The sequence below is a fragment of the Brucella sp. JSBI001 genome (genome assembly GCF_026014005.1).
Classification (GTDB): Bacteria; Pseudomonadota; Alphaproteobacteria; order Rhizobiales; family Rhizobiaceae; genus Brucella; species Brucella anthropi.
The window spans coordinates 551,149-578,080 of record NZ_CP110339.1 but is presented as its reverse complement, the minus strand read 5'-3'; the positions used below and the strand labels follow the sequence as shown (position 1 = coordinate 578,080).

The following is a 26,932-nucleotide window of genomic DNA, read 5'->3' as shown; positions in this document are numbered from 1 at the left end:
TTTAAGCGCGTAACGCGTTTAAGTTTTTGTTTCACACATGTCTTTGTCCCCAAAACTGGTGCGCTCTTTTGGGAAACATGCACTCGTCTGGGAGTTGGGCTGCAACTAGGCCGTTGTCAACCCCTCACCGCTCTTCGTCTTTATCTTCGCTGTCTCGGACGGAAAACCGGTCTCCACTTTTCCTAAGACAGCGATAGCGCCACAACCACGTCCCGACAACCCCTATCAGGGCCAGAGCGAGGCCGTACCATGTCATTGCATACTGCAAATGGTTGTTGGGAAAATCGATAATCGTCACGCCACCGATAGGCAGACCACCTGGATTAGATTTGTTATCTGCATCGACGAAGAACGGCACGACCTCATCCAGATTTGGCAGATCGGCGCTTTCGGCCATCGCCGTCCAGTCTTTCCAGTAGAAAATATTCTTGGCGATATCGTTGTCTGGAAGGAAAAACCCGGGCTTTGCCGACAAGGGGTCGCGTGCCAGACCGGTCACACTCACCGGGCCATCAACCTGTCCTTCAACACGTGTTGAAGGATCTTTTTTTTCGTAGGGAACGAAGCCGCGATTAACCAGCACGAAACGCCCATCTTCAAGCATCAATGGCGTATAGACATTATATCCGGCGGCTCCTTCATAGGTGGCCAGAAAATGCCGCTCTGCCTGATGCATGAAAGTGCCCGTGACCGTCACCGGGCGATATTCGACCGATCCCTCCTGCTTGTAGATTTTTTCCATTTCGGAAAGCGGCAAAGGCGCTTCATGAACGCGCTGTTCGGTCGATGCGATCAGCGCTTCCTTCCATTGCAGACGTTCCACCTGCCAGGTGCCAAGCGCCAGCAAAATGACGAGCGCTATGGCGGATGCGATCACCACACCCCACGGAAAACGATGCGACTGCTGTGCTGTCGTCATTTACTGTCATCCTGTCGGCTGTCTATCCGCCCCGGCGCTGCCTTGTTGCGATATTGCATATTGATAAGGATGCCTTTGGCCCATCGCATGGCGACGAGGCTGAGGATAATGGCGAGCGGCACCCATAGGATGAAATGTACCCAGAGCGGCGGCCCCACGTTCACTTCCATCCAGAGCGCTAGACCAACGACGATGAAGCCGATAATCAAAATGACAAACGCCGCCGGACCATCGCCGGAATCAGCAAACGCGTAATCCAGTCCGCAAGCCGAGCAGCGTGGAGCGACTTTCAGGAAGCCGTCGAACAGCTTCCCCTCGCCGCAACGCGGGCAGTGTCCGGCAATGCCACTTTTTATGGGATCGACCGGCGGATAAATGTTCTGATCCGGCATTACGCTTCCCTTCTCAATATCTTTTCACAAACAAAAGGCGGCCATGTTGCCAGGGCCGCCTCGGAATTTTTAACCGCTAATGATCAGCCGGCGTGCATCGGCGCGCCCCATCCACCCCATACATAGATGGCGAAGAAAAGGAACAGCCAGACCACGTCAACGAAGTGCCAATACCAGGCAGCGGCTTCGAAACCGAAATGCTGCTTTGGCGTGAAATCACCGCCGATTGCGCGGAAGAGGCAGACCAGAAGGAAGATCGTGCCGACGATAACGTGGAAACCGTGGAAACCGGTCGCCATGAAGAAAGTCGCGCCGTAGATCGAATCCTTGAACGCAAACGGTGCGTGGATGTATTCGTATGCTTGCACAAAGGAGAACAGAACACCCAGCGCCACGGTGATTGCGAGACCAGTGATCATGCCCTTGCGGTCATTGTGCAGCAGCGCATGGTGCGCCCAGGTCAGCGTCGTGCCCGACAGAAGCAGGATCACGGTGTTGTAGAGCGGCAGGTGCAGCGGATCGAGAACCTCAATGCCCTTCGGAGGCCAGACGCCGCCTGTGAACGTGGCGCGCGCTACCTGATGCACTTCATTCGGGAAGAGGCTTGCATCGAAGAACGCCCAGAACCACGCCACGAAGAACATAACTTCCGAGGCGATGAACATGATCATGCCGTAGCGCAGATGCAGCGACACGACGCGGGTATGGTGGCCCTCATGCCCTTCCTTGATCGTATCAGCCCACCAGCCATACATGCAGTAAAGCACGATCGCGAGGCCGATGAAGAATATCCACGGCGTCACAATGTTGAGGCCGAAGAACGGCAGCTCACCGGCATTGATGTAACGCATCCAGGCAATACCGCCGACGGCAAGCACGAATGCCCCCACCGAGCTCAGGAACGGCCAAGGACTGGGCGCGATAATATGATAGTCGTGATTTTTCTGATGAACGTCGGCCATGTCTCTCCCCGTAAATCCCCTTAGGGGCTCCTCTCTCGTACCTTCCTGCTTAACCCCCTAACGCGGTGCCAAGCAAGTCTGTCTGTAACAAGCGGTATTTCTTATCAGAATAAAACCGCTTCATTGTTTTGTCTTTGCGGCATTATGCGCCGCTAGAACATTTCGTGATTCCCGGGATCATTGGAAATGCTCGATCTTTTGTTTTTACGCATGTCTCCTGAAACCGGTTCCCACTTTTGGGAGACATGCGCTAGGCATCAGCTTCCGTTGGTTGGCGTCTCGGCCTTGGCATTTGCGACCGGCTTCGGCTTTTCAATCGGAAAGAATGTATAGGACAGTGTGATCGTCTTGACGTCTTTCAGATCGGGATCGTTGACGATCTCCGGATCAACAAAGAACACCACCGGCATTTCCATGTCTTCGCCCGGCTGCAGGGTCGTATCCGTAAAACAGAAGCATTCAACCTTGTTGAAGTAAGCTCCTGCCCGACCTGGCGCGACGTTGAAGCTTGCGCGACCATAGGTCGGCTGATCGAACAGGTTACGCGCTTCATACTTGATCATCGTCGTTTCGCCGATGCGAACCGTGACCTCGCGCTGTACGGGCTTGAAATCCCATGCCAGCCCATTGGCCGTATTCGCGTCGAAACGCACCTTGATCGTCTTGTCGAGGATAGTATCCGAATATTGCTCCACCCGCTGCGTCGTGCCGCCATAGCCCGTCACCTGACAGAAAATACGGTAGAGCGGAACGGAAGCGTAGGCTGCACCGATCATGCAGACAAAGAAAGACAGGCACGCAAAAGCAATCGTCGCATTGGAGCGCTGTTGCTTCTTCAGCTTTTGATCCTTTTCCTGCTGATCCGCCATTTTCTCCTCCCAGATTAAGTTTAAAGCGTATCGCGTATTATCTACTTCATACGACAAGCTTTAAACCGTTGTATGTATGCAGTCTTTATCCCAAGATCGGCTCCCGTGTTTGGGAGACAAGCTAGATCGGCCGCACCAAAACATTCACACCCAGTTTCGCAATTGTGCCGATGTAAACAAGCAGCACGAACAGCGCCAGAGCGATTGCCAATCCCCAAGAGCGATTGCGCTGGGCTCGCTTCTGCTGTTCCGTCGGAACAATCAGCTCCAGCTCGTTGTCCGTCGGCTTCTGTACGGTTTTATCCATTAGAACCCTCCAAAGGCGACCAACGCCTTCATTACCAGTGCCTCGACAAGCAGCACCGCAAACAATCCCGACAGGTATAGCAGCGAGAAGCGGAACAACTTGCGGGCGGCGGCCAGCATTTCAGGCTGTGAACCGGCAACCCACATGCGCCATGCATAGTAAACGAAGGCCAGTCCAAGCAGCGTGGAAATAGCGCCATAGACCGGACCCGCAAAGCCTAGCACCCACGGCAGAACGCCAACTGGCGCCATGATGATCGAGTAGAAGAGTGCCTGACGCCGGGTCGAAAGCTCGCCCTTGACGTTCGGCATCATCGGAATACGCGCCGCTTCATAATCATTGGCTGAAAAGAGCGACAACGCCCAGAAATGCGGAGGAGTCCACAGGAAGATAATCATGAACAGAACGACACTGTCCCAGGTGATTTCGCCTGTCGCAGCCGCCCAGCCAATCATCGGAGGGAATGCGCCCGCCGCACCGCCGATGACGATGTTCTGTGGCGTCGAGCGCTTCAGCCACATCGTATAAACGACGGCATAGAAGAAAATCGTAAAGGCAAGCAGTGCGGCCGACAGCCAATTGACCATCAGGCCAAGCGTGACGACTGAAAAGGCTGAAAGCGTCAGGCCGAAGGCCAGAACCTGATTGGGCGCAATGATGCCAGCTGGAATAGGCCGGTTGCGCGTGCGCTTCATCACTGCATCAATATCAGCATCATACCACATGTTCAGCGCACCAGACGCGCCAGCGCCGACCGCTACGCACAAGATGCTGATGGCAGCGAGCACAGGATTCATATGTCCCGGTGCGACCACGAGACCGACCAGCCCGGTGAAGACCACAAGGGACATCACCCGGGGCTTCAAAAGAACAAGGTAATCCCGCGCAGTCGCTTCGGAGAGAGCGAGCGCGTCGTCGGTACCTGCGTTTTTTTCCACCAGAGACATTTTGACTTTAAAAACCTCAAATTCACCGGTCCGAACACCGCGCCCCTACAGCACGGATCGGCACAATCACAACAATGTCCTCCCGGAAACCTTTCTGTTCCCGCCGGAAATGCCGTGCTTGATGGCCGACTTTTTCGTCTACCGGCGACGGGCGGAACAGAATGCCGCCCGCCCATAGCACATTTTGTAAAGAAGGGCGAAGTCTTTTCCGGACTCCGCCCATCGCACGATTACTTGATGCGCGGCAGCTGTTCCCACTGGTGGAACGGCGGTGGCGACGAGAGCTGCCATTCCAGCGTGGTTGCGCCTTCACCCCATGGGTTTGCACCGGCTTCACGCTTCTTCGCAAATGCCTCGAAGACATTGTAGAGGAAGATCAGGACTGCGAAGCCCGAAATATAGGAGCCGTAGGACGACACCATGTTCCAGCCTGCATAGGCATCCGGATAGTCGATGTAACGGCGCGGCATGCCAGCAAGACCGAGGAAGTGCTGCGGGAAGAAGACCAGGTTCACGCCAACGAAGGTGACCCAGAAATGCAGCTTGGCCGTAAACTCATTGTACATGTAGCCGCTCATCTTCGGGAACCAGTAGTACCAGCCCGCGAAGATCGCAAACACCGCACCCAGCGACAGAACGTAGTGGAAGTGCGCCACAACGTAGTAGGTGTCGTGCAGTGCGCGGTCGAGACCGGCATTGGCGAGCTGAACGCCCGTCACACCACCTACCGTGAACAGGAAGATAAAGCCGATTGCCCACAGCATCGGTGCGCGGAACGTGATCGAACCGCCCCACATCGTCGCGATCCACGAGAAGATCTTGATACCCGTCGGAACAGCGATGACCATCGTGGCGAACACGAAGTAACGCTGCGTGTCGAGTGACAGGCCAACCGTATACATGTGGTGAGCCCAGACGACGAAGCCCACGACACCGATTGCCACCATGGCGTAAGCCATGCCGAGGTAACCGAAGATCGGCTTGCGCGAGAAGGTCGACACGATGTGGCTGACAATGCCGAAGCCCGGCAGGATCAGAATGTACACTTCCGGATGCCCGAAGAACCAGAACAGATGCTGGTAAAGGATCGGATCACCACCACCGTCCGGCGTGAAGAAGGTCGTTCCGAAATTGCGATCGGTCAGCAGCATGGTGATGCCGCCTGCCAGAACCGGCAGCGAAAGCAGCAGCAGGAATGCCGTCACCAGAACAGCCCAGGCGAAGAGCGGCATCTTGTGCAGCGTCATGCCCGGAGCGCGCATATTCAGGATCGTGGTGATGAAATTGATCGCGCCGAGAATCGACGAAGCACCGGAAATGTGCAGCGCCAGAATGGCGAAATCGATTGCCGGACCAGGCTGGCCGGTCGTCGATAGCGGCGGATACAGTGTCCAGCCGCCACCAGGGCCCCAACCACCGGGTGCCGAAGGCATGAACAGCGAAATCATCAGCAGCAACAGCGCAGGCGGCAGAAGCCAGAACGAGATGTTGTTCATGCGCGGGAAAGCCATGTCCGGCGCGCCGATCATCAGCGGCACCATCCAGTTGGCAAAACCACCGATCAGCGCGGGCATGACCATGAAGAAGATCATGACCAGAGCATGCGCGGAGGTGAACACATTGAACATCTGCTTGCCGGCATCAAGCGCGGCATCGCCCTCAACACCGTAAACCATGGACGCCAAGCCATGGAAAATCTGGATGCCCGGTTCCTGGAGTTCGGCGCGCATCGCGATCGACAAAGCGCCGCCGATGATACCGGCGATGATTGCAAAAATCAGGTACAGGGTACCGATGTCTTTATGATTGGTCGAGTATACCCAACGAACCCAGCCGTGCGGCTTGTGGTCGTCGTGAGCACCATGCTCGTGAGCTGCTGTGCCAGCCATGGAATTCGCTCCCGTTTTTCAACAGTCTTGGCGTTCGGGATCAGAGACCCGCCGCAGCCACTTTATCGTTTGCGCCACCTTCAACAGCGGCCTGAAGCGCCTTGTTCGCGCCGTTCAGATCCGATCCCGCAGCGGCGATCCAGGTCTGATACTGCTCTTTCGAGACAACGCGCACGGCGATCGGCATGAAGCCATGATCCTTGCCGCAAAGCTCAGAGCACTGACCGTAGTAGAGGCCTTCCTTGTCTGCTTTGAACCAGGCTTCGTTGATACGACCCGGAACAGCGTCCATCTTCACGCCGAAAGCCGGAATGGTCCACGAATGGATCACATCGGCAGCAGTGACGAGAAGACGAACCGTTTCGCCGACCGGAACCACGACTTCATTGTCGACGGCCAGAAGACGCGGATAACGCGCGCGGTCTTCCTTGCCGGCAGCGGCGCGATCGCCATCCTTCAGAAGAAGGGCATCAAAGCTGACCGGATTATCGACTTGATATTCGTAACCCCAATACCACTGATAACCCGTCGCCTTGACCGTCAGCGTCGGATCTTCCGGCGAATACTGCGCCGTCAGAAGCTGGAAAGACGGAACCGCCAGAAACAGAAGAATGATCACAGGCCCGATGGTCCAGACCACTTCAATAGCGGTATTGTGGCTGGTTTTGGACGGCTCCGGGTTCGCGCTCGCACGAAAACGAAACACCACCCAAAGCAACAAAAACAGAACCAGCAAGGTAATTGGAATGATAAACCAGAGCGTATAGCGCTCAAACCAATGAATCTGTTCGGCAATTCCAGTCGCTGCGTCCTGAAATCTCCATTCCCAGGGACGGGGCTGGTCCGCAAAAGCGGCACCAGTCGTCCACAGCACTGCAAGAGCGCCGCCGAAGGCGCCCTTCGTTGTGGCAACAATCTTATCCACCAGAACTCTCTCCCTTTTCGCCCTTTCGAGCTGGACGCCGGACGCTAAAGACGGCCGCATCCCCCGTCGGCGTTCAAACCACACCTTAGCGCACACCGCAAGGAAGGCGAATATGTTCCTGTGCGGCATTTTTGCGCGCAGTCCATGTGGGAAAGAGCCGATGTCCGAGTTTAATCAATGCGCCGGAGCTGCTCGTTTTCACCGTGAAAACTTGGGAAAACCGTACGAAACCCATAATGAAGCCATGATTTGACAAGACGTTTCCTTTAACGTGCCGCGTGACAATCGACGCAACAGACGGTATCACCGTTGCTATGATGGCCAGGACTGATAATCGCCAATCACGGCGCTTTTCATGGCCAATGCAGCGCGTTAACGTCCCGGTGATTCGATCTGGAGATTTCATGACTTTTCGCATGCTTGCCCGCCGCACGATCAGCCAGCGCCTCGCAACACTTGCAACAGGCGTCAGCTTGGCGCTTGCCGTTGCAGCGCTTCCTTCGGTTGCTCAGGAAACACCGGCGCAGTTACAAACCCCACAAGAGGCCCCCGCTGCCCAGTCGCAGGCGGCTCCGAGCAGCCCGCAGCAGAGCGGCAAGCTCAAGTCGCAGCATGGCGCATGGTCCGTTCTGTGTGATACGCCCGCGGGCGCCAAGACTGAGCAATGCGCGCTGATCCAGAATGTGGTCGCCGCAAAGCGCCCCGAACTGGGGCTTTCGGTCGTCGTTCTCAAGACCGCAGACAACAAGGCGCGCATTCTTCGTGTTCTGGCGCCACTAGGCGTTCTGTTGCCCAACGGTCTCGGCCTCAATGTCGACGGCAAGGATATCGGTCGCGCCTATTTCGTCCGCTGCTTCGAAGACGGCTGCTACGCCGAAGTGATCCTTGAGGATGAACTTCTCAAGACATTGCGTTCCGGTAAGGCTGCGACCTTCATCGTCTTCCAGACGCCGGAAGAAGGCGTGGGCATTCCTGTCGATCTCAAGGGGTTCGGTGAAGGCTTCGACGCTTTGCCTTGATAACAACTGAGATGACCGGTTGTTCTCAACCGATTTAAGGCTTACATCCTGCAGCAAACACATGCTGCAGGATTTATTTTATGAAAAGCCTGATCGACAGTTTCGACGCCAGCCGCGACGATATCGAGCGTCTTGTCGCCCAAAGCCTGAAGGGCAGCGACGACGGAGAGCTCTTCGTGGAATATCGCGAGGCGGAGGCGCTTGTTTTCGACAATGGTCGTCTCAAGACCGGCTCCTTCAATCAGGATCAGGGATTCGGCCTGCGCTCGGTCGCAGGCGAAGCCATCGGCTATGCCCATGCGGGCGATCTTTCGCTTGCCGCCTTGAAGCGCGCTTCCGATGCGGTTTCTGCAACCCTTAAGGGCTATGGCGGAAGCTATTCGGCGGCACCTGCCGGCACGAACCGTCACCTTTACCCGGATGAAAACCCCATCGGTTCGCCGACATTCGATTCCAAGGTGCAGCTTTTGCAGCAAATAGACGCCTATCTGCGTGCCAAGGACCCGAAAGTACGTCAGGTTTCCGTTTCGCTCGCAGGCTCGTGGCAGCAGGTCGAAATTCTGCGCGCCGACGGTCATTTCGTACGCGATATACGGCCTATGGTGCGCCTGAGCGTTGCGGTAGTTGCAGGCGATGGCGACCGTCAGGAATCAGGTTCGCATACGGTTGGCGGACGCAAGGGGTTTGGCGAGTTCATCACCACTGAAAGCTGGCAGCATGCCGCCGATGAGGCATTGCGGCAGGCACTCGTCAATCTGGAAGCTATCCCCGCCCCGGCAGGCACATTCGACATCGTTCTTGCCAATGGTTGGCCAGGCGTCATGCTGCATGAAGCCGTCGGGCACGGGTTGGAAGGTGACTTCAATCGAAAGAAGACCTCTGCCTTTGCCGGTCTGCTTGGACAGCAGGTTGCCTCCAAGGGTGTCACGGTCGTCGATGACGGCACGATTGCCGAGCGCCGGGGTTCGCTGACCATCGATGACGAAGGCACCCCGACCAATCGCACCGTGCTGATCGAAGACGGTAAACTCGTCAATTATATGCAGGATCGCCAGAACGCCCGCCTGATGGGCATGGAAGCTACTGGCAATGGACGCCGCGAATCCTATGCTCACGCACCTATGCCGCGCATGACGAACACCTACATGCTTTCCGGCGACAAGACGCCGGAAGAGATCATCGCCTCCATGAAAAAGGGCATCTATGCCGTTTCCTTTGGCGGTGGTCAGGTCGATATCACCTCCGGCAAGTTCGTATTCGGCTGTACGGAAGCCTACATGATCGAGGACGGCAAGGTCGGCGCGCGATCAAGGGAGCGATGCTGATTGGCAATGGTCCGGATGCGATGCAGCGGATTTCGATGATCGGCAACGATATGAAGCTTGATACGGGTAGCGGCAATTGCGGCAAGGGTGGTCAGTGGGTACCTGTCGGCGTCGGCCAGCCGCATCTGCGCATGGATCAGGTAACGGTGGGAGGCACGGCTGTATAATAGCCCTGCCGTCTTCCGCGCTTTCGCTCAGATGCCTGCTTTTTGTGTCATCTAACTTGCAGATATCACCGGTAAAGTGCAGGCTGTCAGGGTAACAGCCTGCATAGCGATATTCGATGTCAGGCCGATCTGGAGAGAGGAATGCCTGAATCGCCTTACGACTGGACGGGCAAGCGAACGGAAAAACGTGACCGGCAAAAGCGTATGCTGGTCGTGACAGCCATCACGATGGGCACACTCATTCTTGTCCTCGGCATGGTGGACGGCCTGCTGATCCTGCTGGACTGATATGCTGCCGATTTACGAAATCGATTGTGCCGGGATAGAAAACCCTGACGATCTTTGGCGGCGGTATCTTTCCGCTGTTCCAGCCCAAGACCCGGAATCATTCGGTTACACACTCGACTCATTCTGGGACGCTGTGCAATGGCAAGGTCCAGGCTGGCCCGGTGAATGCGAACTCGTTTTCAGGAACTCCGAAGCTCTGGGCAAATTGAAAACACGCGGCGGCAAGCCGTTTCTCGAAGCGTTCAAGCGCCTCGTGAGCGAAACAGATCGGATAGTCGTCAGATTCGCGTAAAAACCGGGTCTCGATTTATATGCCCGGATTTTCTTCCAGCAAACCGGTCACGAAATCGAACAGACCCGGGCGGCGGTCACGACGAAGACGTTCAGCTTCAATGATCGACTTGATGGCCGCAAAGGAGCGATCAAGATCTTCATTGATGACAATATAATCGTACTTCACCCATTTCTGGATTTCAAAACGCGCATTCTGCAAACGGGTCTCGATGACATCCGCCGTATCTTCCGCGCGACGGTTCAGGCGCTGCTGCAATTCGCGCATGGTGGGCGGAAGAATAAAGATCGACACCACATCGGCTGGCATCTTTGCTTGCAACTGGTCTGCACCCTGCCAGTCAATGTCAAACAGCATATCCTGACCGTCGGCCAGCGCGATCTCAGCCGTTTCGCGCAGCGTGCCATAGAAATTGCCATGGACCTCGGCCCATTCAATCAGCTCATCATTGTCACGAAGGCGTTCAAACTCGCGGATCGTCTTGAAATGGTAGTGAACCCCTTCGATCTCGCTCGGGCGGCGCTGGCGCGTCGTCACGCTGATCGACAGCGAGAGGTTCATCTTCTTGTCTTCCAGCAACAACCGGGCAATGGTGGACTTACCGGCTCCGGATGGCGACGAGATCACCACCATCAAGCCTCTACGTGCGACGCCATTTTCAACCGAAGAGATGGCCATGATACCTGTTACTCCAGATTTTGTACTTGTTCGCGAAACTGGTCCACGACTGCCTTCAGTTCCAGACCGATGGCTGTGATCGACGCTGCATTCGATTTGGAACACAGTGTATTAGCTTCACGATTAAATTCCTGTGAAAGAAAATCGAGCTTGCGCCCGACGGGGCCACCATCCGCCAGAAGCTTGCGGGCAGATGCCACATGGGTCTCCAACCGGTCAAGCTCTTCCTGAATATCGGCCTTGGTCGCCAGAAACGCCGCTTCCTGATAGAGCCGCGTCTCATCAAGCTCGCGTGCGGAATCCATCAGCAGCGCCACCTGTCCAGCGAGACGGGCCTTGATCGCGTCTGTGCTCCGCGACGGGTCGCAGCGGGCATTCACGGTCAGGCGCTCGATACTATCGACATGCGCGGACAGAATAGTGAAAAGAGCCTTGCCCTCCTGCTTGCGGGCATCGGCGATTGCTTTCAGCGTTTCCTCAAAACCTGAGACGACAGCGGCTTCCAGTCCGCCGCGCTCGTCTTCGTCATCAGCCATCTGTGCCTGATCGATGATACCGCGCAACGAAAGAATGCCGTCTACGCTGGCGGGGGCCAGTCCGTGCGTTGCCTGCAAATCCGCACCGAGTTTCAGGATCTCGGCGAGCATGGCCTGATTGATACTGAAACCGGCCTGTGCCTCGCTGCGTTCCACGCTGAGGCTTGCCTGAAAATTGCCACGCGAAAAATGACGCGCCAGCATGGAGCGTACAGGATGTTCGGCGGCTTCAAGGCCTTGCGGCAAACGCAGCCGAAGGTCGAGCCCCTTACCATTGACGGAACGCACTTCCCAGACGATGCGCGCTTCTCCGCCTTCCATGGCATGTTGCACGGCATGGCGTGCAAAACCGGTCATGCTTTGGAGCGCCATGCGTTCCATCCCCCTCAACTCACGCCCGCGACAGTGCGGACTTACTCTAAAAACCAATCCGAAGCCGGTGGCGAACACCGGCTTCGGTTACACATTCTCAAACCCACCAAAGCCGTAGCGAAAAGCTACTGCCCCGCGCTTTGGTTTGTATTGCTGCCGCTATTGTTCTGTTGCTCGATATTCTTTTGCTGTTCCACGGAGCGCCATTTACGGACGTTGGCGTTGTGTTCCTGCAGCGTCTTCGAGAACACATGGCCACCCGTGCCATCGGCAACGAAATAGAGGTCTTCCGTATCCAGCGGATTAGCGACAGCTTCCAGCGCAGCCTTGCCCGGATTGGCAATCGGCGTCGGCGGAAGACCGTTGATCACATAGGTATTGTAAGGTGTCGGCTTTTCGATGTCCGACTTGAAGATCGGCCGATCAGAAGGTTTGCCAGCTCCGCCGAACAGGCCATAAATAATGGTCGGATCGGACTGGATGCGCATGCCCTTCTTCAAGCGATTGACGAAGACCGACGCCACATGCGGGCGTTCCGACGCGATACCGGTTTCCTTTTCAACGATGGAAGCCAGCGTCACAAATTCGTTCTTGTCCTTGATCGGCAGGTCGGAACCACGCTTTGCCCAGGCGTCGTCCACGAGCTTCTTCTGGGAGGCGACCATACGATCGATGATTTCCGAACGCGTCGTGCCACGCGTGAAATTCAGCGTATCGGTGAAGAGCGAACCTTCCGGCGGCATGTCCTTCGGCATGTCACCAACCAGTGTCGGATCAGCCGAGATACGATCGAAAATCTGCTTGACCGTCAGACCTTCCGGAATGGTCAGCGGATACATGATGGATTTGCCGCTGATGAGGATATTCATCACATCGCGCATCGAAGCGCCCGCCGGAATGGCGTATTCGCCCGCCTTCAGATCATTTTCATGACCGAGCGTCCGCATCCCATAGCGGAAAATACGCGCATCACTGACGATTTCACGATTTTCCAGGCTGTTGGAAACTTCGGCGATACCAGCGCCGCGCTTGACGAGAAACGTCGTTTCGGCAGTAAGCGGACCTTGTCCGTCAAACTGCATCTTGCCGAAATAGAACAAGGCCGACGCGCCGAGCAGAACAAGCACGACCAGCGACAGCATGAAATTCATGAAAACGACGATCTGGCTGCGCGCATGGCGCGAACGCTTGCGCGGCGGCGGCGTTCCCGGCTCGGGCCGCAGAGCTTCAGACGCGGATTTCGGCACGAACGGCTTTGAAGTCGCGTTCGTTTCCTGCGTCGCGCCCTTGGGCTGCTCGTCTGCAGGGGGTGTTCCGGATGGCGCCTCTGAATTCACTCAATCACCTCGGTCCAGAGTATTTCGTTGGTTCAAACCAAACCACGAGAACGGCTCTGTCTATCTATTTTGGCGAACCTCCCGACACATTGTGCCGAATGCCCGCCCAGAACGGCTTTTTGCACTTATTTCGTCAGAGTGGCTGAAACTCTTCGGAGTCGTGACCACACTAACCGCTGTTCGCGATTTTAAACATCGCATCCGGTTTTATTTTGGCAAAAACGCGGAGAAATCCCCGCGTTTTTTTAAATTCGATATTCTATTTTCAGCGATACTGATCAGGAGTATCGGCGCAGGACCAGCGAAGCGTTGGTTCCGCCAAATCCGAAGGAGTTCGACAGAGCCACATCGATCTTGCGTTCACGCGCCTTGTGCGGAACCAGATCGATCTTCGTCGAGACAGCCGGATTATCGAGATTGAGCGTCGCCGGCGCGATATTGTCGCGGATGGCAAGCGTCGAGAAAATCGCTTCGGCTGCACCGGCAGCACCAAGCAGATGGCCGATAGCCGACTTGGTCGAGGACATCGAAATCTTCGACGCAGCATCGCCGACCACCCGCTCGACAGCGCCGAGCTCGATAGTGTCAGCCATGGTCGACGTGCCATGGGCGTTGATGTAATCGATCTGGTCCGGCGTGATTTCAGCGCGCTTCAGGGCAGCGACCATGCAACGTTCGGCACCCTCGCCGCTCTCGGTCGGAGCAGTGATGTGGTAAGCATCGCCCGAAAGACCGTAGCCGATAACTTCCGCATAGATTTTCGCGCCGCGCGCCAGTGCGTGTTCCAGCTCTTCGAGAACCACAACGCCCGCACCTTCGCCCATCACGAAACCGTCACGGTCTTCGTCATAGGGACGGGAAGCTGCGGTCGGATCGTCGTTACGCTTGGTGGACAGCGCCTTGCAAGCGGCAAAGCCTGCCAGCGAAATGCGACTGACCGGCGATTCCGTTCCACCGGCAACCATGACATCCGCATCGCCGAAAGCGATCAGACGGGCAGCGTCGCCGATAGCATGTGTGCCGGTTGCACAAGCCGTTACAACCGAATGGTTTGGACCGCGCAGCCCGTGCTTAATGGAAACATGGCCGGAAGCCAGATTGATCAGGCGGCCAGGAATAAAGAACGGAGAAATGCGGCGCGGGCCCTTGTCGCGCAGCGTGTAGCCGGCCTCGACAATACCTTCGATGCCGCCAATGCCGGAACCGATAAGAACACCGGTACGGACCTGATCTTCGTCGCTTTCAGGATGCCAGTCGGCATCGTCCAGCGCCTGATCGGCAGCGCCGACAGCATAAACGATGAAAGGATCAACTTTGCGCTGTTCCTTGGGCTCCATATGGAGGTCGGCGTTGAAGGTGCCATTGGTGCCATCGCCAACCGGAATGCGGCAGGCTATCTGGCAGGCCAGATCGTCAACTTCAAATTCCGTGATGCGGCGAGCACCGCTTTCACCGGCAATAAGACGCTTCCAGGTCTCTTCGACACCGCTGGCAAGCGGCGACACCAGACCAAGACCGGTGATGACGACACGCCTCATATCCACCCCTTAAAACTTTGTTATGTCACGAACACCGCCCCGCAGGCTTTAACCGGCAGAACATATGTCCGGGCCTGATTGGAAGGGATGGTGCTCCAATTGTTGAAACCGGAGCCTGCCATTGCGAACACGATCTTCGATCAGCGTTCCAGCAGATTCACAAACAGGCCGCTGAACGGCCATTTTGCATGTGCGTCCCGATCGTGAAGACGAAAGAAACGACTTAAAATAAGCAGGGCTGGGATTCGCGAGAACCCCAGCCCAATGCCCAAGTTCAGATTAGGCGGAAGCCTTGTCGATGAACTTCACAGCGTCGCCGACCGTAAGGATCGTTTCGGCAGCGTCGTCAGGAATTTCAACGCCGAATTCTTCTTCGAAAGCCATGACCAGCTCGACCGTGTCGAGGCTGTCTGCGCCGAGGTCATCGATGAAGCTTGCGCCTTCCGTGACCTTGTCGGCATCTACGCCCAGATGTTCAACAACGATTTTCTTGACGCGCTCTGCGGTATCGCTCATGTCGGAACCTCGACCTGTGTGTTTGTTGCTCTGCCTTGGTTAGCGGCATGCAGGATTGTAATCAAGTTATAAGATGTCTGCCAAGTTTCGAGCGAAGCCGCCCGGACAGTCATCCTGTGGATATTCCTTTCGGAACAGGATCGCGGCACTTCTACTCAGAATGCCGCAATTCTCGATGGGCGCATTACCATGCTTCTTGAGCAAGGCAAAGCGCCTTTTCCTTCTTCAGCCCCCGTATTAAGGCATTTTATACCATAATAGGGAGAAGAAGGAGGGTTAGATCATGGCCATGCCGCCATTGATGTGCAGGGTCTGGCCCGTCACATAGGCAGCCTGGTCGCTTGCCAGATAGACAACTGCCGCTGCAATATCACCACCAACGCCCATGCGCTTCATGGGGATATTGCTCATGATCGCTTCCTTCTGCTTTTCGTTCAGCTTATCGGTCATGGCCGATTCGATGAAGCCCGGAGCGATGCAGTTAACCGTTACATTGCGGCTGGCGATTTCCTGCGCCAGCGACTTGGAGAAGCCAATGAGGCCTGCCTTCGACGCGCAATAGTTTGCCTGACCCGGATTGCCGGTCACGCCAACAATCGACGTGATGTTAATGATACGACCATTGCGGCGGCGCATCATCGGATGGGTCAGCTCACGCGTCAGATTGAATACCGACGTCAGGTTGACGTTGAGAACCGCATCCCAGTCTTCGTCGCTCATGCGCACAAATAGGCCGTCGCGGGTAATGCCGGCATTGTTGACGAGAATGTCGACGCCGCCCATTTCCTCTTCCGCCTTCTGGCCGAGAGCCTTGACGGCTTCACGGTCAGAAAGATTGGCCGGAAAGATGAAGGTGCGGTCACCAAGTTCAGCGGCAAGCTCTTTCAGCTTTTCTTCGCGTGTGCCGTGCAGGCCGACGATTGCGCCCTGCGCATGAAGAGCGCGGGCAATCGCTTCGCCAAGACCACCGGTTGCGCCGGTTACCAGAGCCTTGCGGCCAGTCAGATCAAACATGCGAAATCCCTTTTAGCTTCTCAATTTCCATCGCATGATCTTATCCGAAAAGTCTGCAACTTTTCGGGATCAAGCGCCGAGAACAGCAAGCGCTGCTTCGATTTCTTCAGCCGAACCAACGGCGGCGCCAGTCACATCCTTCGAGATGCGGCGCGCCAGACCAGTCAGAACCTTGCCTGAACCTACTTCATAAAGCGTGGTGACGCCATTGGCCGCAAACCATTCGACCGTTTCGCGCCAGCGCACCTGACCTGTAACCTGCTCAACCAGCAGATCGGCAATCTCGTTGGCGTCGGTAACCGGCGCTGCGCGCACATTGGCGATGAGCGGCACGATCGGATTGTGCTTTTCAACCGAAGCAAGCGCTTCACGCATTGCGTCAGCAGCGGGGCTCATCAAAGTTGAATGGAAGGGAGCGGATACGGGCAGCATGATGGCCCGCTTGGCGCCCTTTTCGGATGCAAGCTTTGCAGCCAGCTCGACCGCAGCCTTGGAACCGGAAATAACGAGCTGCCCACCACCATTATCATTGGCGATCTGGACCGAGCCGGATGCCTTGGCTTCAGCGCAAACAGCTTCCACGTCGCCATGCTCCAGGCCGATGATCGCGGCCATCGCGCCTTCGCCAACGGGAACAGCCTTCTGCATCGCATTGCCGCGAATGCGCAGGAGGCGCGCCGTATCGGCAAGCGAGAATGTTCCGGCTGCGCAAAGTGCTGAATATTCACCAAGCGAATGTCCGGCAACGTAGGAAACCTTGTTTTTCAACGAAAAGCCGCGCGCTTCCATGACGCGCAGCACGGCCATTGAAACAGCCATCAGCGCAGGCTGGGCATTGGCGGTCAGCGTCAGGACATCTTCCGGCCCTTCGAACATGGTAGCGGAAAGCTTTTCGCCCAGTGCCGCGTCCACTTCATCGAAAACGGCGCGCGCTTCAGCGAACTGTTCGGCCAGAGCCTTGCCCATACCCACAGCCTGACTGCCTTGTCCGGGGAAAGTAAATGCTACCGCCATTGATGCCTCGTTCTGGTTTTGAGCATATGATAATGTCGAAACCGATATCCGTTTCGCCGACATGCCCTGCAATTAAATGCACAATTTGGCGGGATGTGCCTCAGTGAGGGCAGCAAAGTCAAGTATTTCCCGGTTTTTGTGCGGTTTGCGCCTTGCAAAGCCGGGGAAAAACACGTAATAGCCGCCCGTTCATTGCTCGGCACCAGCTGGGGGCTGAACGGAGGGCCGGTTGTTTGTGCAGTTAAATTCACGAACATCCGTAGAGTCACAAGCGCTTCTGCCTCCCGTGTCTCCGCTCTCGATCGTCTCAGTGAGCGTCCTTTCTTCACCGGTTTTCCGGCAAAAGAGAAGTCGCAGAGGCTTAGCCGTTGGTGTCGGCATGTTGTAACAGAAGAAAGGCAAAGCCAATGGCTCTTTATGAACATGTGCTTCTTGCCCGCCAGGACATTTCCCAGCAGCAGGTCGACGCTCTCGTCGAACAGTACAAGGGTGTCCTCGAAGCTAATGGCGGCAAGGTCGGTAAGGTCGAAAGCTGGGGTCTGCGTCCCCTCACCTACCGTATCAAGAAGAATCGCAAGGCGTATTACACGCTCGTAAACATTGACGCTCCGGCTGCAGCCGTTGCCGAAATGGAACGCCAGATGCGCATCAACGAAGACGTTCTTCGTTTCCTCACCGTTCGCGTTGAAGAACACGAAGAAGGCCAGTCGGCCATGCTCACCCGCCGTGACGACCGTCGCGAACGCGATGGTGATGATCGTCCGCGTCGTCGTGAAGGCGGTTTCGACCGTGGTGATCGCGGTGACCGTGGTGATCGCGGCCCACGTCGCCCACGCGACAACGAAGCTGGTGAAGGAGCATAATCATGGTTGATATCAATCAGATCCCGACCCGTCGTCCTTTCCATCGCCGTCGCAAGACGTGCCCGTTCTCCGGCGCAAACGCACCGAAGATCGACTACAAGGACATCAAGCTTCTGCAGCGTTACATTTCCGAACGCGGCAAGATCGTTCCTTCCCGTATTACGGCTGTCAGCCAGAAGAAGCAGCGTGAACTCGCCAAGGCGATCAAGCGCGCTCGTTTCCTCGGCCTGCTGCCTTACGTTGTGAAGTAAGAACAAGATTCTGGGAGGCGTTCTCGCAGAGATTGCCTCCCACTCCCCTTTCCTTCATTGCGATGGGCGCAACGAAGCGTAATAAAAACCCAAGTTGGGGCAGCGGCCTCTAACTGCACGAACCGGCAAGACCGGAGCAGGACAGCGAAACTGATGAAATTCAATGGAACCATTATCGGTATCGGCATATTGGCGGGGCTTGCCTCGGCCTTGATGTCGTCCGGCGTCATCGCCCAGGGTGGTGCGATGGCTGCTATGGCCATGGTTCTCTACTTCCTGACACCACTTCCCATCTTCGTTGTTGCCCTTGGCTGGGGTTCGAGCGCCGGTATCGTTGCCGCCGCCACAGCTACGGTTGCCGTCGGCGTTGTCGCCGTCCCGCTTGCAGCACTTCTGATGGCATTGACCAGCTTCATTCCCGCAGCAACCGGCGCCTATCTGTCCGGCCTCGCGCGGCCAGCCGAAGAACTCGGCGGACCGCAGGATGTTCTGGTCTGGTATCCGCTTTCAGACATTGTGTTCCGGCTTGCCATGATGGTGGCGCTCAGCTTCATCGTCATCGGTGCGATCCTGGGCTTTGGCCCGGACATGGCGCGCGAACTCGCAAATACGCTTATCGACCGGGTTGCCGAAGCCGATCCGCAGTTCACGGCCAGCGATGACATTCGCAGCAATGTAACGTCGCTTCTGATGGTCGCCTTGCCTGCAATCCAGCCGGCAACCTGCCTCGCGATTCTCGTTGGCAATCTTTATCTGGCACAGCGCCTGATCTCCATGTCGGGTCGCCTGCGCCGTCCGCGTGATGACTGGCCCGCAACACTGCGTATGCCGCGCCCGGCCTTGCTCGTCTTCGCGGTCGCTCTTGCGGTTGCATTTGTTCCCGGCGGCGCCGGATTGATCGCAACCGTCGTTGCAGGCGCGCTTAGCGCTGGTTTCATGATGTCAGGTCTTGCCATTATGCATTTCCGCACACGCGGCAAGGTGTGGCGCCCGGTAGCGCTGTGGCTCGCTTACTTTGCGATCATACTCTTCGCATTCCTGCTTTTCATCTTCATGGTTCTCGGACTTTTCGACACTTCGCGCGGCGCGCCGGTCTCGAAAATGCCGGGCGCTGACAGTCAGTAACCGAATCAGAAACTCGAAAGGAAACTCCAATGGAAGTCATTCTTCTGGAACGCATTGGCCGCCTCGGCCAGATGGGCGAAACCGTCAAGGTCAAGGACGGCTATGCTCGTAACTTCCTGCTCCCGCAGGGCAAGGCTCTTCGTGCCAACGAAGCCAACAAGAAGAAGTTCGAAGGCCAGCGCGCTCAGCTCGAAGCCCAGAACTTGGAGCGCAAGAACGAAGCTCAGGCCGTCGCTGAAAAGCTCAATGGCGAAAGCTTCATCGTTGTACGTTCGGCTGGTGAAACCGGCCAGCTCTACGGCTCCGTTTCGACCCGTGACATCGCCGACATCATCTCAGCCAATGGCTTCACCCTGCACCGCAACCAGGTTGAACTGAACCATCCGATCAAGGCGATCGGCCTGCACGAAGTCTCGATTTCGCTGCATCCGGAAGTTCAGGTTCAGGTTACGGTCAACATCGCACGTTCGACCGAAGAAGCCGAACGTCAGGCAAAGGGTGAAGACCTGACCTCGATCGAAGCCATCTACGGCATCGAAGAGCAGCCTCTGTCGGAAGAAGTTTTCGACGAAGAGGACGAAGCTGAAGATCAGGCTTAATTTAGCCACCTATTATCTATGGGAATGCAAAGCCAGACAGTCCGCATTCCCATCGTGGTAAACTTTATATGATCGTGCCCGGCGGCCTCCGCCGGGCATTTTCTCTTTTCAGATCGGCAAAACTCCTTATTCTACATATTAGTATTGGATTGGAGAGGTGCTGACGGAAACGTCCGCGTTGCTTGGGCATTACTCCCGAGGCCGATTGACCGAGGGGATATTGCCTGAAAATCTGATGACAGAGCGGCTCTGATACTTATGCACCGCCGCCTGCCATGCAAACGCATGGACGTACGCCTGCTTCGATCCCCAAGAGGAGATGGGGCCGATGTATGGAATGATGCGTACTGTTCTTTCGCATATGATTAAAACCGGCGACCTAACGGTCACCGATTCTAGTGGTGCGCTTACCCGGTACGGCGACAGGACTGGCGAACCAGTTCATATACACTTCAAGACAAAGCACGCCGAGCGGGCCGTAGCCCTCGATCCGGAGTTGAAACTCGCCGAGTGTTTCATGGATGGCGAGATCGATTTTCTGAACGGCAACATCTACACGCTGCTTCAGGTTGTGTTCGAGAATACCGGACCGACTGCGGCGACCGAACCGTGGATGAAAGCTCTGGCGAAGCTGCGTATTTTTTTCCGCCGCTTCCAGCAGATGAACACGATTTCGCGGTCTTCAAACAATATCAAAAGTCATTATGATCTTTCCGGTGAACTCTACGACCTGTTTCTCGATCCGGACAAGCAGTATTCCTGCGCCTATTTCGATCCACCAAACGCTACACTCGCCGAGGCGCAGCTTGCCAAAAAGCGCCATATCGCGGCGAAATTATTGGTGAAGGAGGGCGACAAGGTGCTCGACATTGGCTGCGGCTGGGGTGGTATGGGGCTCTATTTGGCTCGTTATCTCAAGGCCAATGTCACCGGCGTAACCTTATCCGAAGAGCAGCATGCCATTGCTAATCAGCGAGCGCAGGATGAAGGACTGGCTGACCGTGCGAAGTTCGAATTGACCGACTATCGCAACATCGACGACAAGTTTGACCGGCTGGTATCGGTTGGCATGTTCGAGCATGTTGGTGTCGGGCATTTCGCCGAGTATTTCCAGCACGTCGCTCGCCTAATGAAGCAGGATGGCGTTTTCCTTCTGCATGCCATCGGACGTGCCGATGGGCCGGGAGCGACCAATCCGTTCATCCGCAAATATATCTTTCCGGGCGGGTATATTCCGGCACTTTCTGAGGTTCTACCGCATATCGAAAAAGCCGGCCTCTATGTCACCGACATAGAAATCCTGCGGCTTCATTATGCGGAAACGCTCAAGGCTTGGCGGGAAGCGTTCATGGCCAATCGTGACAAGGCCAAGGCGCTTTATGACGAGCGTTTCTGCCGCATGTGGGAGTTTTATCTGGCTGCGTCTGAAAGCGCTTTCCGCTGGCAGAACATGATGGTGTTCCACATTCAGATCGCCCACAAACAGGAATCCGTTCCGCTAACCCGCAACTATATTGAGGCCGAGGAAAAGCGTCTCAAGCGCCTCGACAGCGCGCCCAAAGGCGCCAACAGCGAGGGGCGGGCCGTCAAGAAAAGCATGAACGCCTGAGGTGAAGCCGATCTGCTATAAATAAGGCGGGCCGTTCCGTTGGAGCAGCCCGCTTTCTCTGATCTTATTCCGGCTTTGGCACGCCTGCTTCCCATTTGTCCCAGTGGGTGACGATGTCGCTCACGACCGGAGCGCCGACGAGGTAGATGTTTTCGACCGTTTCCGCAAACCCCCCTGCCGTTTCGCCCGGCGCTGGATCCAGATGCTGCAGCGTGGTTTCTTTCGGATTTCCCTGATCGAAGTTTACCGAACCACGCAGGCTGAGGATGCGGTCTGTACCGTGCTGCCGCTTGATAACGAGCGCAAGCGCTGCGGCTTCCATCTCGGTGGCGAGATAGTCGTCGGCACCATAGAGCTTGGCTATATACTGAGCCTCTTTCGACAATCCGGGACCATGGAAAAATGTATCTCCGGTCATATGCGTGCCCGTCTTCAATGCCGGTTTCGCCTGCGCAGCCTTGTCGGGATAACGCATGCGATACGCCTGGGCCTCCGGCGAATCGCGAAGCTCCGCATTGGAGCCCAAACGCATTGCCGCTGCGACCAAATCAGGATCAAGCTTGAAAACACGATACTCTTCATATCCCTTTCGTGGGATGAATACCGGTTCGCCCGGCTTGCCTTCTTCCGGTGCCCAGCGATGGCCCAAATCGTAATCGACGAGCCACGTCGCCCAGCTGACATCACCTATCGTTCCGCGTGAAGGTGGTGTGCCGGCCACACCGGACAGGATGTAATAAGTTTTAGAGAAGTCGAAGGCTGGGTCGAGCATGATTGCCTGCATGCTGGCCGAGGAGTTCACCTTACCCATGCCGAGAACTGAGCCGCATACACCGTCAACGTTGCAATAAACGGGTTTCAGCGCCCCTTTGACTTCGATGGGCTTCGCATCCTTCCAGTAATGCTCGTACCACCGTTGAAACTCACCGGCCCGATCGCCACTGTTCTGACCGATCTCGAACATGGCGGCGATAAACACTTTGACCTTGATCGGTTCCGAGGCTGCCGACGAAGCCGTTGATGAAAAAAAGAGAGCCAATGCTGTCAGAAGCCAGGCTGCAATGGTGCGGTGTCGCATGAATATTCCTCGTGAATGTAAGGCGGGCTTTGCTTTGAATGCCCGCACAGATCAGGGAGCTTTGGGGTGGGAGAAGATTAATATCGCCGATTGCTCCCCGCAATCTCCGTCAATAGGAAGTGCATAAAGGCAACGCCTGAACTGTGGATCAGTGTGAATCATGGTATAGGTTTTCTCTTCCATCAGGAATCATCCGAAGCTGCGTTGCGTTTGGCATCGCTTGATGGCTAGCTGGGTGCATCAGGGACAGGATTTAGAATCATGGCGGAAGCGGCGGTACGCAAACTCGACGATGCGCGGGATCAGAAAGACGCGCTCTATCGGGAAGCACCCCATAATATTGAAGCGGAACAGGCGCTGCTGGGCGCGATCCTGATCAATAACGATGCCTTTTACCGGGTATCGGACTTCCTCAAGCCAACCCATTTTTTCGAACCCTTGCACCGCCGCATCTATGAAATCACGACCGATCTCATTCGCGTCGGCAAGATGGCCAATCCCGTAACGATGAAGACCTTCCTGCCTACCGAAGGCAAGGTGGGTGATCTCACGATCTTCCAATATGTGACTCGCCTCGCAACCGAAGCCGTCACCATTATCAATGCCGAAGATTACGGCCGCGCGATTTACGATTTGGCGACGCGTCGCGCGCTGATTGGCATTGGCGAGGACATGGTGAACGTTGCCTATGATGCGCCTGTCGACATGGCACCGCAGGAGCAGATTGAAGACGCCGAACGCCGCTTGTTCGAGCTTGCCGAAACAGGGCGTTATGATGGCGGTTTCCTGCCCTTCAAGGATGCAGTGACCACAGCAGTTGACATGGCCAACGCCGCCTTTATGCGTGATGGCCATCTTTCGGGTGTTTCCACCGGCATCCATACGCTCGATGGCAAGATGGGCGGTCTACAGCCTTCCGACTTGATCATCCTTGCAGGCCGTCCGGGTATGGGCAAGACCTCGCTTGCCACCAACATCGCATTCAACATCGCCAACGCCTACGAAGGCGAACAGCAGGCCGATGGTAGCGTAAAAGCCATAAATGGCGGCGTCGTCGGCTTCTTCTCGCTCGAAATGTCGGCGGAACAGCTTGCAACCCGTATCATTTCCGAGCAGACGGAAGTCTCCTCTTCAAAAATCCGTCGTGGTGACATCACCGAAACCGATTTCGAGAAGCTTGTTGCATGCTCACAGGTGATGCAGAAAATCCCGCTCTATATCGACCAGACGGGCGGTATCTCCATTGCGCAGCTTGCAGCGCGAGCACGCCGCCTGAAGCGCCAGCGTGGCCTCGACGTTCTGGTGATCGACTACGTGCAGTTGATGACCGGCTCGTCGAAGGCCTCAGCGCAGAACCGCGTGCAGGAAATCACCGAAATCACTACCGGCCTTAAGGCGCTCGGCAAGGAACTCAATGTTCCGATCATTGCGCTTTCACAGCTCTCCCGTCAGGTGGAGAGCCGCGACGACAAGCGCCCGCAACTCTCCGACCTTCGTGAATCGGGCTCCATCGAGCAGGACGCCGACGTGGTGCTTTTCGTGTTTCGCGAGGAATATTACGTCAAGAACCTCGAACCGCGTGACGAATTCGACCCGAAATATGAAGAATGGAAGCAGCACTTTGAAAAAGTGCGCGGCACAGCTGACGTCATCATCGCCAAGCAGCGTCACGGACCGACCGGCACCGTCAAGCTCGCCTTCCAGTCTGAGTTTACGCGATTTGCAGATCTGGCCGAGGGTTCCTATCTGCCGGATCAGTATGAATAGTAAGATCACGATCAAGATGGAGCGCGTCTGATGGCCAAAGCGCGCGTTCAATTCATCTGCCAGAATTGCGGCGCGGTTCATTCGCGCTGGGCGGGCAAGTGCGATTCCTGCGGTGAGTGGAACACGCTTGTCGAGGAAGGCACCAATAGCGGCATTGGGTCTGGTCCCGGCGCCATGTTGTCCAAGCGCAAAGGTCGCGCCGTCGCCCTTACCTCCCTGTCTGGCGACATTGAAGATGCGCCACGCATCATTTCCGGTATCAGCGAGCTTGACCGGGTTACCGGCGGCGGTTTCGTGCGCGGTTCAGCCCTTCTGATCGGTGGCGATCCCGGGATCGGCAAATCCACGCTGTTGACGCAGGCTGCAGCCGCCCTTTCCAATCGTGGCCATCGCATTGTTTATGTTTCGGGCGAAGAAGCCGTCGCGCAGATACGTCTGCGTGCGCAGCGTCTCGGTGTGGCATCGTCAGCGGTGGAACTAGCTGCCGAAACCAACGTCGAAGACATCATCGCTACTATTTCTGATACCAAGCGACCCGATCTCGTCATCATCGATTCGATCCAGACGCTCTGGACCGATATGGCTGATTCTGCTCCCGGTACGGTCACGCAGGTGCGTTCGTCGGCACAAGCCATGATCCGCTATGCCAAGCAGACTGGTTCAGCAGTCGTGTTGGTGGGACATGTTACCAAAGACGGCCAGATTGCAGGCCCTCGCGTGGTCGAACATATGGTCGATGGCGTCCTCTATTTCGAAGGTGAAGGCGGACATCACTATCGCATCCTGCGCACGGTGAAGAACCGTTTCGGCCCCACCGACGAGATCGGTGTATTCGAGATGTCCGATGGTGGGCTGCGTGAGGTTTCCAACCCGTCCGAGCTTTTCCTCGGAGAGCGTAACGCCAAGGCTCCAGGTGCGGCAGTCTTTGCCGGCATGGAAGGCACGCGCCCGGTGTTGGTGGAGATACAGGCGCTTGTCGCCCCTTCCTCGCTCGGCACCCCGCGTCGTGCGGTCGTCGGCTGGGACGGCGGACGACTTGCCATGATCCTCGCCGTGCTCGAATCGCATTGCGGCGTTCGTTTCGGCCAGCATGATGTCTACCTGAATGTCGCGGGCGGTTATCGTATCAGCGAGCCTGCCGCCGATATAGCTGTGGCTGCTGCACTAGTTTCATCCATGGCCGGTATTGCCCTTCCGCCAGATTGTGTTTATTTCGGCGAAATCAGCCTTTCCGGTGCTGTTCGCGCGGTAACGCATGCAGTACAGAGGCTCAAGGAAGCCGAGAAACTTGGTTTTCGGCAGGCAGAAGTGCCCGGCGGCAGTGGCGAACTTTGGAAAGATCGCAACTTCCGGCTTATGGAAACTTCGGCTCTGCCCGACCTTGTTGCGCGCATCGCGGCTTCAGGCTCCGGAAAGAAGCAATAAATCTGGAGTTTTATGACTGGAAGAATCTGTCAACCTTCCGGTGATAAGCTCCAGCATCTTTGACTGCCCTGCGTATTAAAGTGATTGCGCACAATAACTGAGGACAGGCAGAATGCCGATAACCATGCTTGATGGAATTCTACTCGGGATAACGCTGGTTTCAGCCGTTTTGGCGATGGTGCGCGGTTTTTCCCGCGAGGTGCTGTCGCTGGTATCGTGGGCGGCTGCGGCCGCTGCGGCCTACCTTTTCTACCAGCCGGTTCTGCCTTTCGTGCAGCCCTATATCAACAACGAAACCATAGCGAAGATTGCCGCCGCTGGCGCCGTCTTCCTCGTCGTTCTGATCATCGTTTCGCTGATCACCATGAAGATCGCCGATTTCATCATCGACAGCCGTATCGGCGCGCTTGACCGCACGCTCGGCTTCCTGTTCGGCGGCGTGCGCGGTGTGCTTCTCGTTGTCGTTGCCATGCTGTTCTTCAACTGGCTCGTCCCAACGAACCAGCCAGCCTGGGTGACAAACGCGAAATCGAAGCCAATGCTCGATTCGTTCGGCCAGCAGCTGATCGACCTTCTGCCGGCTAATCCCGACCAAATGATCGACAAGTTCAAGCCACAGCAAAATGCTCCGGCCTCTGGCGAGCAAGAAGAAGCGCCTGTTCCGGACGATACGCCTGCACAGCAATAAGCTGTTCCAAGATATCGAGAAGCCGTCGGCACTGCTGGCGGCTTTTTCAATTCTGGATGCAAAAGCCGACAGATGTGAAATAGCCAAAATGACGCGTACACATTGTCATTTCGGTTCCGCGAACATATTTCAGGCGGTAATTTGCGAGATTATTCTTGGACATCGTGCGATACTAATGTTCATGAGACTATATCGACGCAGCGGTGAACTCTTCGCTTTTA

General features: G+C 56.2%; 26 protein-coding genes and 1 pseudogene. 11 read left to right on the top strand and 16 right to left on the bottom strand.

The window, feature by feature from the left end; genetic code table 11:
* Positions 1-124: 124 nt before the first annotated feature.
* The 8 genes from LJ361_RS02710 to coxB all read right to left on the bottom strand — a co-directional run bounded on the left by LJ361_RS02710 (position 125) and on the right by coxB (position 7,210).
* Positions 125-919 carry an SURF1 family protein gene (locus LJ361_RS02710; protein ID WP_264812608.1) on the bottom strand — a complete coding sequence of 265 codons (795 nt, stop codon included), beginning with the start codon at positions 917-919 and terminating at the stop codon, positions 125-127.
* Positions 916-1,311, bottom strand: a complete 396-nt coding sequence (locus tag LJ361_RS02705; RefSeq protein ID WP_010658403.1) for a DUF983 domain-containing protein — start codon at positions 1,309-1,311, stop codon at positions 916-918. Before LJ361_RS02705 ends, LJ361_RS02710 begins: the two co-directional genes overlap by 4 nt.
* Positions 1,312-1,394: 83 nt before the next feature.
* Positions 1,395-2,273 carry a cytochrome c oxidase subunit 3 gene (locus tag LJ361_RS02700; RefSeq protein ID WP_012090850.1) on the bottom strand — a complete coding sequence of 293 codons (879 nt, stop codon included), beginning with the start codon at positions 2,271-2,273 and terminating at the stop codon, positions 1,395-1,397.
* Positions 2,274-2,530: 257 nt separating this feature from the next.
* Positions 2,531-3,142: a cytochrome c oxidase assembly protein gene (locus LJ361_RS02695; RefSeq protein ID WP_036585944.1), complete on the bottom strand. Its 612-nt coding sequence runs from the start codon at positions 3,140-3,142 to the stop codon at positions 2,531-2,533.
* A gap of 121 nt (positions 3,143-3,263) precedes the next feature.
* The gene (locus LJ361_RS02690; RefSeq protein ID WP_010658400.1) at positions 3,264-3,449 is read right to left on the bottom strand and encodes a hypothetical protein; all 186 of its coding nucleotides are present in this window, start codon (positions 3,447-3,449) and stop codon (positions 3,264-3,266) included.
* Complete coding sequence (locus LJ361_RS02685) at positions 3,449-4,396, bottom strand: heme o synthase (RefSeq protein WP_043062666.1); 948 nt, start codon at positions 4,394-4,396, stop codon at positions 3,449-3,451. Before LJ361_RS02685 ends, LJ361_RS02690 begins: the two co-directional genes overlap by 1 nt.
* 230 nt (positions 4,397-4,626) lie before the next feature.
* Positions 4,627-6,285 carry a cytochrome c oxidase subunit I gene (gene ctaD, locus LJ361_RS02680; RefSeq protein WP_010658398.1) on the bottom strand — a complete coding sequence of 553 codons (1,659 nt, stop codon included), beginning with the start codon at positions 6,283-6,285 and terminating at the stop codon, positions 4,627-4,629.
* Positions 6,286-6,325: 40 nt separating this feature from the next.
* The gene (gene coxB / locus LJ361_RS02675) at positions 6,326-7,210 is read right to left on the bottom strand and encodes a cytochrome c oxidase subunit II (RefSeq protein WP_010658397.1); all 885 of its coding nucleotides are present in this window, start codon (positions 7,208-7,210) and stop codon (positions 6,326-6,328) included.
* A gap of 404 nt (positions 7,211-7,614) precedes the next feature.
* Here coxB and LJ361_RS02670 point away from each other — a divergent pair, with 404 nt between their 5' ends.
* From LJ361_RS02670 to LJ361_RS02660, 3 genes and pseudogenes are all read left to right on the top strand, one after another.
* Positions 7,615-8,229: an invasion associated locus B family protein gene (locus tag LJ361_RS02670; protein WP_010658396.1), complete on the top strand. Its 615-nt coding sequence runs from the start codon at positions 7,615-7,617 to the stop codon at positions 8,227-8,229.
* Between the two features lie 80 nt (positions 8,230-8,309).
* Positions 8,310-9,721: pseudogene (gene tldD, locus LJ361_RS02665) on the top strand (metalloprotease TldD).
* A gap of 141 nt (positions 9,722-9,862) precedes the next feature.
* Positions 9,863-10,009 carry a hypothetical protein gene (locus tag LJ361_RS02660; RefSeq protein WP_192799029.1) on the top strand — a complete coding sequence of 49 codons (147 nt, stop codon included), beginning with the start codon at positions 9,863-9,865 and terminating at the stop codon, positions 10,007-10,009.
* A 307-nt stretch (positions 10,010-10,316) separates the two neighbouring features.
* Here the strand turns inward: LJ361_RS02660 and gmk are convergent, their stop codons facing one another.
* The 7 genes from gmk to fabD form a co-directional block, all read right to left on the bottom strand.
* Positions 10,317-10,979, bottom strand: coding sequence for a guanylate kinase (gmk, locus tag LJ361_RS02655; RefSeq protein ID WP_010658393.1), 663 nt, complete (start codon positions 10,977-10,979; stop codon positions 10,317-10,319).
* A gap of 8 nt (positions 10,980-10,987) precedes the next feature.
* The gene (locus LJ361_RS02650; RefSeq protein WP_010658392.1) at positions 10,988-11,887 is read right to left on the bottom strand and encodes a YicC/YloC family endoribonuclease; all 900 of its coding nucleotides are present in this window, start codon (positions 11,885-11,887) and stop codon (positions 10,988-10,990) included.
* 125 nt (positions 11,888-12,012) lie between these two features.
* Complete coding sequence (mltG, locus tag LJ361_RS02645) at positions 12,013-13,224, bottom strand: endolytic transglycosylase MltG (RefSeq protein ID WP_010658391.1); 1,212 nt, start codon at positions 13,222-13,224, stop codon at positions 12,013-12,015.
* Positions 13,225-13,502: 278 nt separating this feature from the next.
* Positions 13,503-14,762 (bottom strand): beta-ketoacyl-ACP synthase II, encoded by a 1,260-nt coding sequence (fabF, locus tag LJ361_RS02640; protein WP_010658390.1) that lies wholly within the window; start codon positions 14,760-14,762, stop codon positions 13,503-13,505.
* A 279-nt stretch (positions 14,763-15,041) separates the two neighbouring features.
* Positions 15,042-15,278 carry an acyl carrier protein gene (locus LJ361_RS02635; protein WP_002963616.1) on the bottom strand — a complete coding sequence of 79 codons (237 nt, stop codon included), beginning with the start codon at positions 15,276-15,278 and terminating at the stop codon, positions 15,042-15,044.
* Between the two features lie 276 nt (positions 15,279-15,554).
* Positions 15,555-16,292 (bottom strand): 3-oxoacyl-[acyl-carrier-protein] reductase, encoded by a 738-nt coding sequence (gene fabG, locus LJ361_RS02630; RefSeq protein ID WP_264812598.1) that lies wholly within the window; start codon positions 16,290-16,292, stop codon positions 15,555-15,557.
* Between the two features lie 69 nt (positions 16,293-16,361).
* Entirely contained in the window at positions 16,362-17,306 is a 945-nt protein-coding gene (gene fabD / locus LJ361_RS02625; protein WP_043062669.1) for an ACP S-malonyltransferase, read from the bottom strand.
* 407 nt (positions 17,307-17,713) lie between these two features.
* Here fabD and rpsF point away from each other — a divergent pair, with 407 nt between their 5' ends.
* The 5 genes from rpsF (at position 17,714) to LJ361_RS02600 (ending at position 21,753) form a co-directional block, all read left to right on the top strand.
* Positions 17,714-18,169 (top strand): 30S ribosomal protein S6, encoded by a 456-nt coding sequence (gene rpsF / locus LJ361_RS02620; RefSeq protein WP_010658387.1) that lies wholly within the window; start codon positions 17,714-17,716, stop codon positions 18,167-18,169.
* Positions 18,170-18,171: 2 nt separating this feature from the next.
* Positions 18,172-18,420 (top strand): 30S ribosomal protein S18, encoded by a 249-nt coding sequence (gene rpsR / locus LJ361_RS02615; protein ID WP_006466219.1) that lies wholly within the window; start codon positions 18,172-18,174, stop codon positions 18,418-18,420.
* A 153-nt stretch (positions 18,421-18,573) separates the two neighbouring features.
* A complete protein-coding gene (locus LJ361_RS02610) occupies positions 18,574-19,545 on the top strand; it encodes a DUF2232 domain-containing protein (RefSeq protein ID WP_012090837.1) in 972 nt (323 codons plus the stop codon).
* Positions 19,546-19,574: 29 nt separating this feature from the next.
* On the top strand, positions 19,575-20,144 hold the full coding sequence (gene rplI, locus LJ361_RS02605; RefSeq protein WP_012090836.1) for a 50S ribosomal protein L9: 570 nt from the start codon (positions 19,575-19,577) through the stop codon (positions 20,142-20,144).
* A gap of 328 nt (positions 20,145-20,472) precedes the next feature.
* Positions 20,473-21,753 (top strand): SAM-dependent methyltransferase, encoded by a 1,281-nt coding sequence (locus tag LJ361_RS02600; RefSeq protein WP_151691254.1) that lies wholly within the window; start codon positions 20,473-20,475, stop codon positions 21,751-21,753.
* Between the two features lie 64 nt (positions 21,754-21,817).
* On the opposite strand, the gene LJ361_RS02595 is transcribed toward LJ361_RS02600, so the two are convergent.
* Positions 21,818-22,831 carry a purine-nucleoside phosphorylase gene (locus tag LJ361_RS02595; RefSeq protein WP_264812591.1) on the bottom strand — a complete coding sequence of 338 codons (1,014 nt, stop codon included), beginning with the start codon at positions 22,829-22,831 and terminating at the stop codon, positions 21,818-21,820.
* A gap of 261 nt (positions 22,832-23,092) precedes the next feature.
* Here LJ361_RS02595 and LJ361_RS02590 point away from each other — a divergent pair, with 261 nt between their 5' ends.
* The 3 genes from LJ361_RS02590 (at position 23,093) to LJ361_RS02580 (ending at position 26,711) form a co-directional block, all read left to right on the top strand.
* Positions 23,093-24,598: a replicative DNA helicase gene (locus LJ361_RS02590; RefSeq protein WP_094514861.1), complete on the top strand. Its 1,506-nt coding sequence runs from the start codon at positions 23,093-23,095 to the stop codon at positions 24,596-24,598.
* A gap of 30 nt (positions 24,599-24,628) precedes the next feature.
* Positions 24,629-26,023, top strand: coding sequence for a DNA repair protein RadA (radA, locus tag LJ361_RS02585; protein WP_012090832.1), 1,395 nt, complete (start codon positions 24,629-24,631; stop codon positions 26,021-26,023).
* A 112-nt stretch (positions 26,024-26,135) separates the two neighbouring features.
* Positions 26,136-26,711 carry a CvpA family protein gene (locus tag LJ361_RS02580; protein ID WP_105528869.1) on the top strand — a complete coding sequence of 192 codons (576 nt, stop codon included), beginning with the start codon at positions 26,136-26,138 and terminating at the stop codon, positions 26,709-26,711.
* The last annotated feature ends 221 nt before the right edge of the window (positions 26,712-26,932 follow it).

Bases quoted from the DNA above. Each gene is read 5' to 3' on its own strand.
- LJ361_RS02710 (WP_264812608.1), bottom strand. From the start codon at position 919: ATGACGACAGCACAGCAGTCGCATCGTTTTCCGTGGGGTGTGGTGATC.
- LJ361_RS02705 (WP_010658403.1), bottom strand. From the start codon at position 1,311: ATGCCGGATCAGAACATTTATCCGCCGGTCGATCCCATAAAAAGTGGC.
- LJ361_RS02700 (WP_012090850.1), bottom strand. From the start codon at position 2,273: ATGGCCGACGTTCATCAGAAAAATCACGACTATCATATTATCGCGCCC.
- LJ361_RS02695 (WP_036585944.1), bottom strand. From the start codon at position 3,142: ATGGCGGATCAGCAGGAAAAGGATCAAAAGCTGAAGAAGCAACAGCGC.
- LJ361_RS02690 (WP_010658400.1), bottom strand. From the start codon at position 3,449: ATGGATAAAACCGTACAGAAGCCGACGGACAACGAGCTGGAGCTGATT.
- LJ361_RS02685 (WP_043062666.1), bottom strand. From the start codon at position 4,396: ATGTCTCTGGTGGAAAAAAACGCAGGTACCGACGACGCGCTCGCTCTC.
- ctaD (WP_010658398.1), bottom strand. From the start codon at position 6,285: ATGGCTGGCACAGCAGCTCACGAGCATGGTGCTCACGACGACCACAAG.
- LJ361_RS02670 (WP_010658396.1), top strand. From the start codon at position 7,615: ATGACTTTTCGCATGCTTGCCCGCCGCACGATCAGCCAGCGCCTCGCA.
- LJ361_RS02660 (WP_192799029.1), top strand. From the start codon at position 9,863: ATGCCTGAATCGCCTTACGACTGGACGGGCAAGCGAACGGAAAAACGT.
- gmk (WP_010658393.1), bottom strand. From the start codon at position 10,979: ATGGCCATCTCTTCGGTTGAAAATGGCGTCGCACGTAGAGGCTTGATG.
- LJ361_RS02650 (WP_010658392.1), bottom strand. From the start codon at position 11,887: ATGGCGCTCCAAAGCATGACCGGTTTTGCACGCCATGCCGTGCAACAT.
- fabF (WP_010658390.1), bottom strand. From the start codon at position 14,762: ATGAGGCGTGTCGTCATCACCGGTCTTGGTCTGGTGTCGCCGCTTGCC.
- LJ361_RS02635 (WP_002963616.1), bottom strand. From the start codon at position 15,278: ATGAGCGATACCGCAGAGCGCGTCAAGAAAATCGTTGTTGAACATCTG.
- fabG (WP_264812598.1), bottom strand. From the start codon at position 16,292: ATGTTTGATCTGACTGGCCGCAAGGCTCTGGTAACCGGCGCAACCGGT.
- fabD (WP_043062669.1), bottom strand. From the start codon at position 17,306: ATGGCGGTAGCATTTACTTTCCCCGGACAAGGCAGTCAGGCTGTGGGT.
- rpsF (WP_010658387.1), top strand. From the start codon at position 17,714: ATGGCTCTTTATGAACATGTGCTTCTTGCCCGCCAGGACATTTCCCAG.
- rpsR (WP_006466219.1), top strand. From the start codon at position 18,172: ATGGTTGATATCAATCAGATCCCGACCCGTCGTCCTTTCCATCGCCGT.
- LJ361_RS02610 (WP_012090837.1), top strand. From the start codon at position 18,574: ATGAAATTCAATGGAACCATTATCGGTATCGGCATATTGGCGGGGCTT.
- rplI (WP_012090836.1), top strand. From the start codon at position 19,575: ATGGAAGTCATTCTTCTGGAACGCATTGGCCGCCTCGGCCAGATGGGC.
- LJ361_RS02600 (WP_151691254.1), top strand. From the start codon at position 20,473: ATGTATGGAATGATGCGTACTGTTCTTTCGCATATGATTAAAACCGGC.
- LJ361_RS02595 (WP_264812591.1), bottom strand. From the start codon at position 22,831: ATGCGACACCGCACCATTGCAGCCTGGCTTCTGACAGCATTGGCTCTC.
- LJ361_RS02590 (WP_094514861.1), top strand. From the start codon at position 23,093: ATGGCGGAAGCGGCGGTACGCAAACTCGACGATGCGCGGGATCAGAAA.
- radA (WP_012090832.1), top strand. From the start codon at position 24,629: ATGGCCAAAGCGCGCGTTCAATTCATCTGCCAGAATTGCGGCGCGGTT.
- LJ361_RS02580 (WP_105528869.1), top strand. From the start codon at position 26,136: ATGCCGATAACCATGCTTGATGGAATTCTACTCGGGATAACGCTGGTT.